Source organism: Pseudomonas mandelii (genome assembly GCF_900106065.1).
Classification (GTDB): domain Bacteria; phylum Pseudomonadota; class Gammaproteobacteria; order Pseudomonadales; family Pseudomonadaceae; genus Aquipseudomonas; species Aquipseudomonas mandelii.
In genome coordinates this window covers 1,296,957-1,312,215 of sequence record NZ_LT629796.1, presented here as the reverse complement: position 1 = coordinate 1,312,215, position 15,259 = coordinate 1,296,957, and the positions used below count along the sequence as shown (strand labels likewise).

Below are 15,259 nucleotides of genomic sequence, written 5' to 3'. Positions count from 1 at the left end.
TTTCAATCAAGGGAACAAGCCATGATCTTTAAACCGCTGATAAACGGATTTTCGCAGTTTTCGAACCAGATCTTTCTGAATGACCCTGAACACTCCTACACCTACGCCCAGTTGAGCGATGAGATCAGGGTTCAACTGGAGTGGCTGGCCGCCAATGACGTGCCCAGGCAAGCGGTCATATTCATGAGCGGTGACTTTTCGTTCGCGGGCATCGCGCTATTCCTGGCGCTGTACCAGAACGGCCACATCATCGCCCTCAACACCGCTGAAAACCCGGCTGAAATTCAAAACAAGCAGGCGGCGGCAAACCCTGAGTTTGTGATCGATATCGATACCCGCCAGATCCTGCCGTGCGTATGTGCCCAAGCCCCGGAAAACCTGATGATCGGCGAGCTGAAAAAACAGGGGCATGCCGGCCTGATTCTGTTCAGCAGCGGCACTACCGGCACACCCAAGGCGATGTTGCATGACCTGGACCGACTAGTGGGTGAGTTCTCCGAAAAACGATCTCGTCGCCTCGATATCTTTCTGTTTTTGCTGTTTGATCATATCGGCGGCATCAACACGCTGTTGAACATACTTTCCATCGGAGGAACAGCAACGATCGCGGCCAGCAAAACGCCGGACACCGTTGCCCGCCTGATTGAAAAACACCGCATTACCGTGTTGCCGACCTCGCCAACATTCTTGAACCTGATGTTGATCAACGAGGTGTTCGATACCTGTAACCTCAGCAGTTTGCGCATGATTACCTACGGCACGGAGCCGATGCCGGAGAGTTTGTTGCTCAAACTGCGAGAGCGTCTGCCACGGGTAAAATTCCTGCAGACCTTCGGCACCAGCGAGACGGGCATTATCACCACCAGCTCGTTGTCTTCCGACAGCCTGTATATGCGATTCCAGGAAGGTTCGAGTGAACACAAAGTCGTCGACGGTGAGCTCTGGCTGCGCAGTGCGACACAAGTCATGGGCTACCTGAACCACTCGATGGACAGCTTCACCGACGATGGCTGGTTCAAGACCGGCGACCTGGTGGAGGTCAATGCCGACGGTTACCTGAAAATCCTCGGTCGCAGCAAAGAGATCATTAACGTCGGTGGCGAGAAGGTCTACCCCGCGGAAGTCGAATCCGTGCTGCTTCGCCATCCGCAGGTGCGTGATTGCAAGGCGTATGGCGAGGCCAATGGTTTGACCGGGCAATTCGTCGCTGCGCACATCGTCCTGGATAGCGACTATGGGGACTCGACTGCGACGGTGCTGCGCGATATCCGGCAATTTGCCCGGCGGCTGATGGATGCCTATAAGGTGCCGGTACGCTTGAAATCGGTGGAGGCTATCCAGTATTCGACGCGTTTCAAAAAGCTGCTGATCGACTGAATGTGTGGCATGCCCTGAAGGAGCGATCAACCACCTTCAGGGCTGCTCATCAGTTGCGCTTCACCGAGAAAATCAATGAATGCGCGGGTCTTGGGTGACAGCAAGCGGCTTGGCGACCAGACAATCCAAAAATCCCCCTCCAGGCTTAATTCGGGCAACACCCTGATCAATTCGTGGTTGGCCAGGTATTCCTGAATGACAAAGTCAGGCAGGTAGGCCAGGCCCATACCATTACGGCACGCCGCCAGGACCGCCTCCACGCTGTTCATGATCACCGTGGTTTCCAGGTTGATCTTGACGGTGTCGCCATGGACCTTCAGCCACCAGGGCTGGAGTTTGCCGTTCGAGGGGAACTTATAGGCGATGCCTTTGTAGTGCTGGAGATCCTCCACGCTCGTTGCTGTGCCGTAGCGTTGCAGGTAGTCGGGCGCTGCACACAAGACGAACCTGAATGTGCAGATTCTTTTCGCCGCGAGGCTGGAATCGGGCAGTTCGCCGCTTCGGATCACGGCGTCAAAGGCTTCATCGACCACATCGACCAGTCGGTCGCTGAAGTCCAGGTCCAGTTCGATGTCCGGATAGCGATGGTAAAACTCGCGCAAGATACCTGATATCAGACGGTAGCCCACTGCTGGCAAACTGATTCGCAGACGTCCTTTCGGGCGCGTCTTGGAATGGGAAAGCGCAGCCTCGGCATCCTGCAATTGCTGGAGCAAGGTCCGGCAACGACCAAAAAAATCCAGGCCTTCGCTGGTCAGGCTGATTTGCCGGGTACTGCGGTGGAACAAGCGCACGCCAATCCGCTCTTCAAGACGGCTGACACTTTTTCCTACTGCAGAAGACGAGATGCCCAGCGCTCTGCCCGCCAGGGTAAAACTTTGATTCTCCGCTGCCCGCACAAAGGCAATCAACCCGCTCAGATTATCCATATTCCGTGTCCGCCCACTTATCCATTTTGTCGGCAGCCGCAACGACAGGACGCCGTGGTGACTTGCGAAAAACCAGTAACGACAAACCTGCTACAACCCCTGCGGAGATTGACTGGATTTCAGGCACAAAAAAAGACGTCCGTGGACGTCTTTTTTCGTTGAATTGGTGGGCCGGGGGGATTTGAATCTGCGCTGTATATCATTGATTAATAGAGATAATACTGGGTTTAAAATTTGAGTTGGAATACCGGTTGGCATGCTGCTCGGGTCAATATTTTCACTATAGGCAGGGGTGAAGTATCCGAGCGTAGATTTAGAGCAGATGAGCGAAATTAGTCTGCTCGAAGTGAGTCCGCTACGGTTGGGTGGATGAGTCGATATACCTTAAACCGCCCGGTTGTGAGTTCTAGCAGTCAAACGCTTTCGTGGATACTCGCAAATCAAAGCCGGTCAGCCGCGCCGTTTAGCAAAACAGCCGCCATACCATCCAGCCGCTTTTTGGTCTTTTCCCATTGCGGCATCACCTGGTGCATAAGCCGGTAGAACCGCTCGCTGTGGTTGTGTTCGGCGATGTGACAAAGCTCATGCAAGATCACATAGTCGATGCACTCGCGGGATGCTTTAACCAAGTGTGGGTTGAGCGTGATACGGCCCGCAGGTGAACAACTGCCCCACTGTGTCTGCATGCTTAGGATGCGCAGTGGGGGCTTGGATGCAACCCAAAGTGCTTGTCGCAAGGCAGCTTCTAGACGTCGATCAAATACCTCACGGGCGCGCGCTTTGTACCAGGTGTACAGGAGTTCGCGAATCCTCTCTGCCGACTTCACCCGGACAGACACCTCTAGCTTGCCTCGCAACAGGCGCACTTGCTGTAGCTCATCAGGCGCTTCTATAACCTTGAGCACGTACTGCTTGCCTAGGTAGTAGTGACTTTCCCCGCTGATGTACTGTCTTGGGCGGACGTGTGTGAGCTGCGCACGAAACTCACGAAGCTGCTCATAGATCCAGCGGCCGCGTCGCTTCAGCGCGGCCAATACCTGTTCATCGCTAGCCCCATCCGGCGCACTGACGCGCACGCGACAGTCGGGGTCAACCTTGATCAGTATGCGCGAAACCTCGCGCGCTCTTCGCGCCCTTTCAACCTGAATCAGCTCGTCGGCATAGTGAAAGCTCAGCCAGGTCGATACAGCGGCGGCAGAAGGAGCACTCATGACGATGGGCACACTCATAAGCCGGACAAGCCTACCCGCGTGATTTGCACCACCCACTCAACTATGGCCTTCGCCTGATCCATACCAGCGCCCACCGCTTTGCATTCCTTGAAGAGCAACGGCAGTAGCTTCTTACGGATATCGCTTTCGATGTTCTGTGGGTTGATTGAATGTTCGGCCACGGAGGTCATGACCATTTCATCCAGGCTGAAAGCCAGTTTTACCCAGTGTTCCTGTACCTGCTCATTAGCTGAAGTGAGGGCGTCAGGAAGGCTTTTCTTGAAAATACCGAAGTACGCCTGGGTATGCCGGTTACCCGCAAAAACATCCGGCAGCTCATCAAGCTTACGGGCCTGCACCTGCTGCTCAAATTCGTGGAATAGCAGGTACTGCTTAAGCGGATGATCAAACAGCTTTGCCGCCTCTTCGATGGCCTGACGCAGCAGTTTGGAGAACGCTTCCTGGGCATAGGGATCATCACGCAACTCCTGCTCGATTATCTTGCTGACACGAGTCTTGATAATGTCGGTTTCGTTGCGGGTTTTGTCCTCACTCCACTGCTCAGGTTTTTGCTGCCCCATCTTGCCGACTTCGTAAACGCCGCCAGGGTCTTTTACCTCCACGCCGACCACGTGCTTATCCAGCAGCTTGCGCACCTGTTCGGCGTACTGGTCATAGTTCACTGTTTCACCGGCATCCTGTCTGGCCAGTTGGCGCAGGCTGGAGAACTGCTTGAGGGTTTCCTTGTAATGGGTGCGGTCGGCATCGCTGAAGCTGGTGTCCTCGAAGAAGGACGAGGACTGCAAAGCAACTTTTAGGCAGCTGGCGAACTCGGTTAGCGCCTCGTAGAAGTCATCGCGCACCTTGAGATTTACATCAACCAACTCGCCGTCACGCTCCTGCATCTTGGGCACCAGTACCTGGCGCAACTGCTCGATATCCCCTTTGTTTTTCACATCGGAGAAAATCGCCCAGAGGTTTTTGTGCAGCTGAGGGAGCCGTTTGTACTCACTGCTCATCTGGTTGTAGAGCCCAGCGATGTCATTGATGTCATAGCCGCCTTGGGTGCGCGAAGCCAGGTCCTGATACTTCTGGATCGTGGTATCCAGCTCCGAAAGAATTCCCCTGTAGTCGATCAGCAGACCGAATTTCTTTAGCGGATGTAGGCGGTTTACCCGAGCAATCGCCTGGATTAGGTTGTGCTCCTTAAGTGGCTTGTCGATGTAGAGCACGGTGTTTTTCGGCTCATCGAACCCCGTCAGCAGTTTGTCCACCACGATCAAAAGCTTGAGCGATTCATCCTTGTCGAAGCGCTCGATTAGCTGCTTGGTGTAGGTTTGCTCATCGGTGCTGCCAACGTTTTTCTTCCACCACTGGGTTACCTCAGGTGAGGCCGCTTCATCCACGTCGGTGTTGCCCTCACGGCTATCCGGTGAGCTCATCACCACGGCGCTTTCGAACAACCCTGCCTCATCCAGATACTGTTTGTACTTGATTGCCGAGGTCTTACTGTCACAGGCCAGCTGGCCTTTGAGGCCCTCGTCGATGTTCTTCACGAAGTGGTTGGCGATATCCAGAGCAATAAGACGAATACGGTCATCAGCGCTGTATATCTGGCCTTTCTTGGCGAACTTGCGTTTGAGGTCGGCCTTCTGTTGCTCGTTTAGCCCTTCAGTAATGCGCTCAAACCAACTATCGATAGCGCGCGCATTCACATCCAGATCGGGAATGCGCTCCTCATAGAGCAATGGCGTCACGGCCTGATCTTCCACCGCGCGCTGCATGGTGTAGGCATGCACGATGGGACCAAACTTGTTCGTTGTCTTGTCATCCTTGAGCAGCGGCGTGCCGGTAAACGCGACAAAAGCCGCGTTGGGTAGCGCCTGCTTCATACGGATATGGTTTTCACCGCCTTGGCTACGGTGGCCCTCATCGATAAGCACGATGATGTCGGCGCTGGTATTCACGCACTGTGGCAGCTTGGTAGCGCTGTTGAACTTCTGGATCAGCGAAAAAATGATGCGTTCGTTGCCCTTACCGATTTGTTCAGCCAAGCGCGTGCCAGAAGTGGCCATGGCCGCCTCGCGGTCCTTCTTGCCAGTCAGCTCGCCACCGGAAGCAAACGTCTTACTCAGCTGGCTTTCCAGATCAACTCGGTCAGTGACCACCACAATGCGGCACTGCTTGAGTGCGTCATGCAGGATCAGCGCCTTGCTCAGAAAAACCATAGTAAATGACTTGCCCGAGCCAGTCGTGTGCCAGATCACCCCGCCCTCACGGCCGCCATCTTTGCGCTTGTGGCTAATCCGCTCGATCAACCGCTTGATACCGAAAACCTGCTGATAACGGGCAATGATCTTGCCGGCCTTCTTATCGAACAGCGTGAAGTAGCGAGTCATCTCCAACAGTCGGGCAGGGGAAAGCAGGCTGATCAGCAACTGATCCTGGCCAGTCAGCGCCAGCTCACCACCTGCTATCAGGGTTTCATACCAGTCCAGGTCACGGGCAGGGCGGTGGCTAAAGATTGAGGTTTTCTGCGCTGTATTCAGCTTGCGATTCTTCAGCGCGTACAACTCAGTAGTGGCGATATCTTCCTCACGCCAGGCTGCCCAGAATTTCGCAGGCGTGCCGCAGGTGGCGTAGCGTCCATCGCTACCATTGATCGACAGCAACAATTGGCTGTACGCGAACAGTCTGGGGATTTCATCGTGACGCTGGTTGCGCAAACTCTGCGAAACGCCTTCGTCGATGGTCGGACCTTTCATCGCATTGCTGTCGGGACGCTTGGCCTCGATCACCACCAGCGGGATGCCGTTAACGAAGCAAACAATATCCGGCCTGCGTGCTTCCGCACCGCCGCTGCGTAGCACGCGAAATTCTTCAGTGAAGATAAAGCTGTTATTTGCCGGGTTATGCCAGTCGATCAATGCCACCGTCGGGTTGGCCTTTTTGCCATCCACGAACTCAGTTACCGAGATGCCATACAGCAAATGGTTGTACAGCCTCTCGTTGGCAGCCTGCAGACCTTCATTGAGCGCAGGGCTGCACACTTCACTGATCAGGTTGTCGATGGCCTTGGCCGAGAGCGGATATTCACCCCCACCAAACAAGAAGCGACGCTTACTCAGTTGCTCGCGCAGCACATCACGCAATACCACTTCATCGCTCTTTCCGCCCCGCGCGAACAAAGCTTGTTCGGGCGACATAAACTCCCAACCAAGGTTACACAGCAGTGCCAGCGCCGGAAGCTTTGCGCTGTATTCTTCCTGAAACTTAGGGGTGGGGGTCACGGGGCAATTCCTTCTTCTTCCAGGGCGTGCATGGTGGTGATTCGGGGCCGATCAACGTTTCTTTTTTTCACTGCTCAGGCGTTTTTCCAGACGCTCTAAAGCTGCCAGCTCTTGAGTGTCGGCTGCCAATGCCTCGGCGCTGCGACGGTGTTGGTCGAACGTCTCGTAACGTTCGTGGGCCACCTGCTTCATCTGCTCGTGGCTGATGCTGCTAGCGATGCGCAGCAGCGGTTGCTTTAGAGAATCAGGTCGCTGCCTGCCATATCAGCCATTCGCCTCCGCAATGGTGCGATCCGCTACCACCTTGTCGACCATCGCCTTCACGGCGCAATCAATGGCTGAGCCATCGGTGTAATCAGCAGTGGTCGCCAGGTTGGTGCGGCCTTCCTTAACCAGCTTGAGCGCTTTGTCGCGGGCGCCACGTTTGCCTTTGCCGTAGACAGCGATCGAGTGGCCACCTTGATTCTTGACCAAACGCATGGAGGGGATGTCTGTCTCGCCGTCGCCGATAAACACCATATTGTTGAACGGCACAGGTCGCTCAGCGGGTTCGACAAACTTATTGATTACCGAGTTATCGTGCACATCCAGGCTGCCCTTGTTGATGCGGAACAGATACTGGGTCTTGGTGGTGTAGTTCACTGCCAGGGCAGGCCAATGCGCGACATCGTTATGGTCGTACATAAAACCTGAGGCATAGACACGAGTGAAGTGCTTGTTGATCGGGGTACCCACGATCATCTCGCGCAGCCCCGACGAGATAATGAAGTGCTCAACCTTTACGCCTTTGGCACGGCCATACTCGGTGATGCGCTTGAACCACTCCTGCACACCCGGGAATAGTTGGATATGGGCTCCAAAATCGGCAAAGTCTTTTTTGCGTACCGGCACCCGGGCGGCCTGAGCCTTTTCGATCATCAGTCGCATATAGGTTAGAATCTCGTCCGCCTGTTGCTCCTGAGCCATCGCCTTGGCTTCGCGCCAGAACTCAGCCGGCTTGATGCCCAGCGCTGGCACAAAGTTGTACTCCTGCATATTGCCGGGCGACAGGGTGCCGTCGAAGTCATAGGCAATCACAAAGGGGACGTGCTTCTTGGCCATTAAGCGACCTCCAGTTCATCTACCTTTACACGGCGCTTGCCGATAAACAGCTGTTGCATCAGGGCTTTTTTCTCTTGCTTCAAGCAGGCGAGTTTGGCTTGCAGTGCATGAATGTCTTGGTCAGCTGTTGTGAGCACTGCAGCAATTGCTTTTTGCTCATCCACCTCAGGGACAAAAACAGTTAGCCCAAAGAAGTCGCTCGGCTTGACGTTGAGCAAGCCATGCGCCCGGCCGCCTTCGTTAGCGACTTTACTTAAGCCATTATTCAAAAGGCCTGATTCGAAGTAGTGCTCAAAAAATTCTGGGTTGCAGATGGTCTCGTCACTTACTTCAAAGCAAATATAAAGTGTGGTAACTACGCCTTTGTCATATTTGTTTAGGCGTTTTATGGCTCCCATCGGGTAGCCATTGGAGTAGCTTTTGTTGTAGGCGAACTGCCCTTTCTTCAATAGGAAGTAGTTATCTAGAGTCTCTGATGCAACGGTCTTATTAAAGAAATCTTCCTGCCGGATCAGACCATGCTGGGCCGAAATGGTGACAACATTGGTGCTAGCTTCAGTGTTCTTTGTGGTTACTCTGGAGAAGAGCTGTTCGAGCCGAATATTTTGCCATTCACTTTGGACGCCGTGAACTCGCTGATTACCAGATAACAGCAGTTGCTGCAGCGCTTTTTTTTGTCGCTGGCTGTTTTTCAACAGTTCTTCGGTGGTAGTGATTGCTTGGTCCCAAGTGGAGAGCACTAAAGCAATTTTCTGTTGTTCCTGTAATTCTGGGTGATAGATGGTTAGTTTTTTAACTTCTCCAATATTTATTCCTTTAACCGCCTGGCCAACGGTGTTTAATTCTATTTGTCTCTGGATATCAGGCGACTGAAGCGCGTAATAGACATATCTAGGGCTGTCGTTTGATGATACGCGGATCCTTGCGGAGTCCTGGGTAATATTGGCGCCATCGAGCGACTTAGGAACGAATGCAACTCGTCCTGTGGTCCCTCGAATTGTCAGTAGTAGATCTCCTGATTTTATTTCTGCGCGCTTATATTGCTTGTGAATTTCTGGAGAGGTATGTAGCAAATCACTCTCTAGGACTCGACCACCTATAATATTTTTAACCTTAATTACTGGAATGCCACCCGGGTAATTTTCCCCAGGCTTCAGAATTCCATAGCAAATAGGACCGCTTTTATCTACAAAAGCGTCAAGAGCAGTATATCTAAAATTAGATTTGACCATAACCTAGCTCCTTTAAGTACCCATCCATCTGCACTTCAAGTTCAGCCAGTTGCAGCTTTAGTTGCTTGCGCTCGGCCCGGACTGTCAACAGGTCGATTTCCTCTTCTGCCTCGAAGGTGTCCACATAACGCGGAATATTCAGGTTGTAATCATTGTCTCGGAGTTCCTGCAGGCTGGCACGGTGGCTGTACTTGTCTGAGTTGATGCGGTGGCGGTAGGTGATCAGGATATTGTTGATCTGCTCTTCACCCAGGATGTTCTGGTTTTTGCCGGCCTTGAAGTCGCGGCTGGCGTCAATAAACAGCACGTTTTCATCGGTCTTGGCTTTACTGAAAACCAGGATCGCTGCGGGGATGCCGGTGCCGTAGAAGAGCTTTTCCGGCAGGCCAATAACGGCATCCAGCAGGTTTTCCTCGATCAACTGCTGGCGGATCTTCCCCTCACTGGAACCGCGGAATAGCACGCCATGGGGCACGATCACGGCCATGCGCCCGGTCTTGGTCTTCAGGGTTTCGATCATGTGCAGGATAAAAGCGAAGTCGCCCTTGGTTTTCGGTGGGATGCCGCGCTTGAAGCGGCCAAACTGATCGTGCTCGGCTTCCTCATGGCCCCATTTATCCAGCGAGAACGGCGGGTTGGCGGTGACGATATCGAATTTCAGCAGTTGGCCATTCTGGTCGAGCAGTTTGGGGTTGCGCAGGGTATCGCCCCACTCGATCTTGTGGTTGTCCTCGCCATGGAGAAACATGTTCATCTTGGCCAGTGACCAGGTGGAGCCGATGGCTTCCTGGCCATAGAGGGCATATTGCTTGCTGTTGTGGTGTTCGCGCACCTTGCGCCCGCACTTCATCAGCAACGAGGCCGAGCCACAGGCCGGATCGCAGATGCTGTCGCCCGGTTGTGGGTCGAGCAACTCTGCGATCAGCTCGGAGACTTCCGGCGGGGTGTAGAACTCACCGGCCTTCTGTCCGCCGCTGGCGGCGAAGTTCTTGATCAAGTACTCGTAGGCGTTACCGATCACGTCCAGGCTGCCGACGCGGGATGGCTTGAGGTTGAGTTCGGCCCCGGCGAAGTTTTCCAGCAGATGGCGGAGGATGGTGTTCTTCTGCTTCTCCTCGCCAAGCTTGTCGGTGTTGAAGGAGATGTCCTGGAACACGCTCTTGCCGGCATCCTTGAGTTTGGTGCCGTTGGCTTCTTCGATGGCGTGAAGTGCCTGATCAATGCGCTCACCATTGCCTGGCTCATGGCGACGCTCATAGAGAGCGTAGAAACTGGCATCACGTGACAACACGAAACGCTCGTTCTTGAGCATTTCCTCGATCAGCTCCGGCTCGTCGCCGTATTCCTTCTTGTAGTTGTCGTAGTGGTCCTGCCAGACATCGCTGATGTACTTGAGGAACAGCATGGTAAGAATGAAATCTTTGTAGGTGTCCGCACTGATGGTGCCGCGGAAGGTGTCGCAGGCCGCCCAAAGCGCCTTGTTGATCTCGTCCTGATTTACTTTGTCGTTCATGGCTCAATCCTTAATAAGGTGCTGGTAAATGCCTTGCAGCATTTGCTCTCTGTTGGTTTGCAGGCGCGCGATCAGATGATCTTCTTCATCCCAAAGCCGCTGCAAGTCGATCAGCTTTTGCTGAGTGGCAAGCGGGGGGAGAGGAATCATCATGTCCTGCAAGGCGCCTTTGCTGATGGCCTGGATGCTGCTGCCGCTGCGTTCAAGGCTGCGTTGGCTTTGCGGCAAATTGATCATCCAGCACAGGTATTCGGGTAAGACGTTTGTTTTTTTTGCGCTGACAATAAAAAACTGGCTCGTCGCGACAACTGGCTCCTCATCTTTATAAAGGGCAGCCTTGTTGCTGTCGCCACGGGAAATCACGGTGATGTCGCCGTGCTGAAGCAGGGGCGCAGCGGTGCGAGCGTCCCAGGTAATGGCAATCAGCTTATCGGGCTCAATCGCAGCGCTGTGTCGCAGATCCTTGATCTGCAGCACGCGAACATCGCCAGACGGATCATGCTCCAACGCACCGCGAAAGGTGTAGCCAGATCGAACCTCTGCCAGTTCGCTCAATTTAAGTAATGGGGTTGGCATAAATAGCCCTGGTAAAAAGCGCCGTCCTTGGCGCAAGAGTTGGTCAGACTTCGCAGCGCTGGTACTGGTTTTTCAGCCACTCAATCGCCTTCGCAGACAATCCGTGCCAGGCGGCATCTCCCTTGAGACGGGTCACCAGCAGCCCATCATCAGCATCCATTACCGCTTTAAGGTTATCCCGTACCTGAGCAGCGTTTTGGCTCGTAGCAATAATCCATGTAGATTCCAGCGGTCGACACCAAGTGCCATAGGCTTTGATGCGCTCATACAGAGATTGATAGTCACGCTGCTTACGCAGGTCATAGGTGATTTGGTACAATTTCATAGCTTTAGCTCTCCTAATCGGTCAGTTATGGCAATCGCGACAGGCTGCCACCTGTCGCACCTCATTTTTTCTCCGTACATCGCGTACTGAGTTGCGGCGAGAGCAATATCGCTTCGCTTGCGCCTGCTGTCAAATGTTTTTTGTGCAGTAGATGTCTTATTGAGGCTGTGGTTGAGATCAGCGCTCTATCTCCCTTCCTGTTTTTGCTTACCCGCCACCTCTGTTGGATTTGCCTCCTCGTACGGTGAGCTGACTCAGGCTGCGGAAGAAAGAGTTCTCATTTCCCTGTATGGGAGCTGACGAAGTTTCTAGGAATCGCAATAGCCGTATTGAACACCGACGACCAGTCGAATTTACATTTGAGAGGTTTGGCCTTTCCCCAATCGCTTCCAGATCAACAAGGCAGTGAGACGGTAGTAGTACCGGGTGGCGTCGGAGTGGTCTTTCAAGTGCTGGGTGAGAAACCAGCGCACATGCTTCAGCTGCCAGGTCCAGGGATTGTCGCGTTGCCATCGCTGTTGAATGGCCGCTTGCATGAAGCGGGCTTGGCGTAGGTGTCGCTGCTGGGTGGCTTTTGAGCCGGTCAGTACGCCGCTGAGGAACAGCGCCATATCGAAGGGTTTGCTCACCTTCTATCCCCTATGTAGGCCGCCACCACGTCGATCCGGTTGTGCCCAAGCTCAAGGCTGATTTGCTTTCGCGCTTGTTGATCGAGGCCTCGGTCGATGCGATAGCAATGGCCGCCATTGACCGGTGCTGCGTGGCCGGTGAGCTGTTCGTAACGTTCGCAGGCATAGGCCGCACGCAGCTCGTGAAAGCCCTTCAGCCCTTGCTCATGCAGCAGTTCGCGGGCGGGGCGCACGGTTCGTTGTAAAAAGGCGGCATAGCTTTCGTCGCGGGTTAGCAAGTTTCGGCTGCCGGCGGGCGAGGTGTTTTGGGCAAACCGCAGCGCAGCCTTTACGTCTTTATTGGCCTCGATCCAGCGCGGCGCGAAAGCCCCTGAGCGACCGCCCTTGGTGCCGTTCTGAATGTTGATGCGACCGAATCGTTTTGCTTCGCGTTGTAGGCGTGGCAGATCAGCCAGGATCGCTTCGCGCAGGCGCATACCGGTTGCGCAGACCAGGCAGACAATCGCCGCTATACGTTCGTGGTGCTGCTCACGAAGCGCTTCAACCACGCGACTCAACCGTTGGCGGTCTTGGCCATCCGGTGCTCGGTTGCGTACGCTTGATCGCTGCATGCCAAGCGCCTTGCTCGGACTGGCGATTTTCACATACTGATCACCGCGTAACGCTGCGAGGGTGCGGTTGACGCTACTCAGGCGGTTCTGCGCGGTGGCGATGCAGATTTCACCTTGTTGGATTTGCTGACGCAGGTGTGTGGCGTAGCTGTGCAAGGTACTGCGATCTATCTGGCGGGCATCGTTGTAACCGGGGCCATCTGTTGACTGACACCACTTCACAAACGCCTGCCAGCGATCACTGTGTGCTTTGACCGTAGCGAAGTGGCCGCCGGCAAACATATCTTTCAGCGCTTGTGGGCCGGCATAGCTGAGCTGACGGCCGTAGCCAAAGTTGCGCCCGTCACGCCGGCCGACCAATGCCATCGGCTTCACCGTTTTCCGTGTCTTGCAGAAAGCGCAGCACCGCTTTCCAGTGGGCGCTGATCTTGTCCGTCTGATGCCAATGTGTGGGACGAATAATCAGGGCGTTTTGCTGATACCGGAGCATTGCTCCCTCTTCGCGCAGTTGGTGGATCAGTTGGCCGATGTCGACAGGCCCTAAGACGGGTGTGGCGATAACGGCGACAGTGGCGACATCCCTTGTAGTTGCTGCTCTGAAGCTTGGCGACAAGGCGGCGACGGAAGTGGCGACGCTCCGCAATGCAGGTCGTGTCTGATGCTGTGCCTGGTAACGGCGCACCGCGTCATTGAGGCGGAACATGGCGCACCTCGAAGGTCTTTCCGTCAGGAGAGTCCAGCCAGCTATGTGAGATCAATTCGACCAGCAGCGTAATTGCGTGATGACTGCTCTTGCGGGCAAAGCGGGGGCCATTGCGGTTGAGGTCGCGGACGGAGAATTGGGTCCAGCCTTTTTGCGTTAGCCAGCGCAATAGTCGATCCGCCTCCTCGCGTAACGTGTTGATGGGCTCTTGCTCCGTCAGGCGCTGGATTTCGGCCAGGTAGTAATCCATCAGCGTCGAGGCGCGCTGGATATGGGGTTCGTCCACTGCATGCGCGTCTTCAATCACCGCCAATACCCCGGCGATACGCAGTACGTTGGCGGCTGCTTTCCCCGCGACGGACTGCACACCGGCCAGCTCGCCAAACTCACCAGATTGGCATTCGATGGTGTCGTGAATATCGATCCAAGCAATGCGCGCGTTGGGTGTCAGTTCCAGCCTGTCAGGGTTAAGTGAACCATCGTTGTGCAGCGACAGCGGCTTATCCAGCAGAGCGGTAATGCGCGCTTGGTAGCGCTGGATCCTGGCATCTCGCGTAAGGTCGACTGCCTTGTACAAGCGCCGCCCCACCAGGCGTTCGGGCCAACTGATCAGGCAGCGGCCAAGAATGCCTTGGCCGTTGATCATTCGATCTGTGAGTAGCTGGTTGGCCAGGTAAGGTTGCAGCATCAGATGCAGACTGAGGCGACGATCATAAGCTCGCAGGCTTTCGCCAGGCATGGAGCGCGCCCGGTCGATGGGGCTGCCGTCCCATAGTGCTGACAGGGTGGTGATGGCCTTGAGTTGGTTCTCTTTGCTCATGGTGCTGCTGCCCAGAAATTGGCCACCCTCATCGTTGAATAACCCCATGCTGGGCAAGCCCTGGCATAGGCTTTTGATCAAGGCTTCAATGGTCGGCTCGGCGATGATCAACCTGGGCGGGACGGGGTCGGATAACTCACGAGCTTCGTGCTTTCCTCGAATGGCGGCGCGATTGGCTTTCAGTTGCTCCAAATACAACATCCACTGCCGCCGCTCCCACTCACGCGCAGCCGCTAGCGCCAGATGATCCACTGCGCTTTTCCGATCACCCGACGATGCCACCGTCAGCATGTACAGGGACAACGGATAAACACGGCCATCGAGCTGCACATTGGCGTGCGACTGGGTCACCAGGGCGGCAGTGGCCAACACCGATTGCGCAGCCATGGCGCAGGGCACGCCGATCACCTCGGCCATGCGTTCGACGGCTGGCCCTAATATCTGTCCCAACGCTTCGACCGGATACGCCAGCGGCTCGGGCCGGTATTCCAGCAGCGGCCGTGGCAGGTCGAACACTTCGCACAATTGCATCGTCATTCTCCTGGTGCTTCGAATTTCCCCCTCACTCTCCCCGCCACGGTTGTTGAGTGTTATCAGGGATCAAGGCCCCTGCAGCCTGTGAGGGTTGTCCACTTACGCAGGACGGGCGGCTCTTTACGACCGGGAGCTTGGGCATCTCATGATCTGGCCTCCTGAGCACCGATAGCGGTGGGCGGGTGGAGGCTGCGTTGGCTGACGAGACCAGCGCCGCGAGATCCTGAGTCTTTTGCAGGCAGTGATGCGATGACCGGGGCGTGCCTGACTGTCAGTCAGGTGCAGTCCATTCCATGAGCTGCGGCACCATCATCTGTATCGCTGCTGCGGGTGACATCGGGGTTGTCATGCCGATTGTCACTGGGACAAAAGCTGCAATGCGTTGCCTGGTAAGGGCTGCGGCAGTGG

General features: G+C 55.0%; 14 protein-coding genes. 1 reads left to right on the top strand and 13 read right to left on the bottom strand.

Annotated elements, in window-relative coordinates; all coding sequences use genetic code 11:
* The first annotated feature begins 21 nt into the window (after nt 1–21).
* The gene (locus BLU63_RS06030) at nt 22–1,377 is read left to right on the top strand and encodes an ANL family adenylate-forming protein (protein WP_083375071.1); all 1,356 of its coding nucleotides are present in this window, start codon (nt 22–24) and stop codon (nt 1,375–1,377) included.
* Nucleotides 1,378–1,403: 26 nt separating this feature from the next.
* On the opposite strand, the gene BLU63_RS06025 is transcribed toward BLU63_RS06030, so the two are convergent.
* The 13 genes from BLU63_RS06025 to BLU63_RS05970 form a co-directional block, all read right to left on the bottom strand.
* Nucleotides 1,404–2,306, bottom strand: coding sequence for a LysR family transcriptional regulator (locus BLU63_RS06025; RefSeq protein WP_083375070.1), 903 nt, complete (start codon nt 2,304–2,306; stop codon nt 1,404–1,406).
* A gap of 440 nt (nt 2,307–2,746) precedes the next feature.
* Complete coding sequence (locus BLU63_RS06020; protein ID WP_083375069.1) at nt 2,747–3,535, bottom strand: M48 family metallopeptidase; 789 nt, start codon at nt 3,533–3,535, stop codon at nt 2,747–2,749.
* The gene (locus BLU63_RS06015) at nt 3,532–6,807 is read right to left on the bottom strand and encodes a type I restriction endonuclease subunit R (protein ID WP_083375068.1); all 3,276 of its coding nucleotides are present in this window, start codon (nt 6,805–6,807) and stop codon (nt 3,532–3,534) included. Before BLU63_RS06015 ends, BLU63_RS06020 begins: the two co-directional genes overlap by 4 nt.
* 51 nt (nt 6,808–6,858) lie before the next feature.
* Nucleotides 6,859–6,999 (bottom strand): hypothetical protein, encoded by a 141-nt coding sequence (locus BLU63_RS06010; protein WP_231990942.1) that lies wholly within the window; start codon nt 6,997–6,999, stop codon nt 6,859–6,861.
* A 72-nt stretch (nt 7,000–7,071) separates the two neighbouring features.
* The gene (locus BLU63_RS06005) at nt 7,072–7,908 is read right to left on the bottom strand and encodes an HAD family hydrolase (protein WP_083375067.1); all 837 of its coding nucleotides are present in this window, start codon (nt 7,906–7,908) and stop codon (nt 7,072–7,074) included.
* The gene (locus BLU63_RS06000; RefSeq protein WP_083375066.1) at nt 7,908–9,140 is read right to left on the bottom strand and encodes a restriction endonuclease subunit S; all 1,233 of its coding nucleotides are present in this window, start codon (nt 9,138–9,140) and stop codon (nt 7,908–7,910) included. Before BLU63_RS06000 ends, BLU63_RS06005 begins: the two co-directional genes overlap by 1 nt.
* The gene (locus tag BLU63_RS05995; protein ID WP_083375065.1) at nt 9,127–10,653 is read right to left on the bottom strand and encodes a type I restriction-modification system subunit M; all 1,527 of its coding nucleotides are present in this window, start codon (nt 10,651–10,653) and stop codon (nt 9,127–9,129) included. The genes BLU63_RS06000 and BLU63_RS05995 overlap by 14 nt, the downstream gene beginning before the upstream one ends.
* A gap of 3 nt (nt 10,654–10,656) precedes the next feature.
* Nucleotides 10,657–11,229 (bottom strand): restriction endonuclease subunit S, encoded by a 573-nt coding sequence (locus BLU63_RS05990; RefSeq protein WP_083375064.1) that lies wholly within the window; start codon nt 11,227–11,229, stop codon nt 10,657–10,659.
* A 43-nt stretch (nt 11,230–11,272) separates the two neighbouring features.
* Complete coding sequence (locus tag BLU63_RS05985; RefSeq protein WP_083375063.1) at nt 11,273–11,554, bottom strand: hypothetical protein; 282 nt, start codon at nt 11,552–11,554, stop codon at nt 11,273–11,275.
* A gap of 353 nt (nt 11,555–11,907) precedes the next feature.
* A complete protein-coding gene (locus BLU63_RS05980) occupies nt 11,908–12,183 on the bottom strand; it encodes a hypothetical protein (protein ID WP_083375062.1) in 276 nt (91 codons plus the stop codon).
* Nucleotides 12,180–13,160: an integrase domain-containing protein gene (locus BLU63_RS05975; protein ID WP_083375061.1), complete on the bottom strand. Its 981-nt coding sequence runs from the start codon at nt 13,158–13,160 to the stop codon at nt 12,180–12,182. The genes BLU63_RS05980 and BLU63_RS05975 overlap by 4 nt, the downstream gene beginning before the upstream one ends.
* On the bottom strand, nt 13,138–13,497 hold the full coding sequence (locus tag BLU63_RS32685) for a hypothetical protein (protein ID WP_144443441.1): 360 nt from the start codon (nt 13,495–13,497) through the stop codon (nt 13,138–13,140). The genes BLU63_RS05975 and BLU63_RS32685 overlap by 23 nt, the downstream gene beginning before the upstream one ends.
* Nucleotides 13,481–14,848 (bottom strand): YfjI family protein, encoded by a 1,368-nt coding sequence (locus BLU63_RS05970; RefSeq protein ID WP_083375060.1) that lies wholly within the window; start codon nt 14,846–14,848, stop codon nt 13,481–13,483. Before BLU63_RS05970 ends, BLU63_RS32685 begins: the two co-directional genes overlap by 17 nt.
* Between the last annotated feature and the right edge of the window lie 411 nt (nt 14,849–15,259).

Bases quoted from the DNA above. Each gene is read 5' to 3' on its own strand.
- BLU63_RS06030 (WP_083375071.1), top strand. From the start codon at position 22: ATGATCTTTAAACCGCTGATAAACGGATTTTCGCAGTTTTCGAACCAG.
- BLU63_RS06025 (WP_083375070.1), bottom strand. From the start codon at position 2,306: ATGGATAATCTGAGCGGGTTGATTGCCTTTGTGCGGGCAGCGGAGAAT.
- BLU63_RS06020 (WP_083375069.1), bottom strand. From the start codon at position 3,535: ATGAGTGTGCCCATCGTCATGAGTGCTCCTTCTGCCGCCGCTGTATCG.
- BLU63_RS06010 (WP_231990942.1), bottom strand. From the start codon at position 6,999: ATGAAGCAGGTGGCCCACGAACGTTACGAGACGTTCGACCAACACCGT.
- BLU63_RS06005 (WP_083375067.1), bottom strand. From the start codon at position 7,908: ATGGCCAAGAAGCACGTCCCCTTTGTGATTGCCTATGACTTCGACGGC.
- BLU63_RS06000 (WP_083375066.1), bottom strand. From the start codon at position 9,140: ATGGTCAAATCTAATTTTAGATATACTGCTCTTGACGCTTTTGTAGAT.
- BLU63_RS05995 (WP_083375065.1), bottom strand. From the start codon at position 10,653: ATGAACGACAAAGTAAATCAGGACGAGATCAACAAGGCGCTTTGGGCG.
- BLU63_RS05990 (WP_083375064.1), bottom strand. From the start codon at position 11,229: ATGCCAACCCCATTACTTAAATTGAGCGAACTGGCAGAGGTTCGATCT.
- BLU63_RS05985 (WP_083375063.1), bottom strand. From the start codon at position 11,554: ATGAAATTGTACCAAATCACCTATGACCTGCGTAAGCAGCGTGACTAT.
- BLU63_RS05975 (WP_083375061.1), bottom strand. From the start codon at position 13,160: ATGGCATTGGTCGGCCGGCGTGACGGGCGCAACTTTGGCTACGGCCGT.
- BLU63_RS32685 (WP_144443441.1), bottom strand. From the start codon at position 13,497: ATGTTCCGCCTCAATGACGCGGTGCGCCGTTACCAGGCACAGCATCAG.
- BLU63_RS05970 (WP_083375060.1), bottom strand. From the start codon at position 14,848: ATGCAATTGTGCGAAGTGTTCGACCTGCCACGGCCGCTGCTGGAATAC.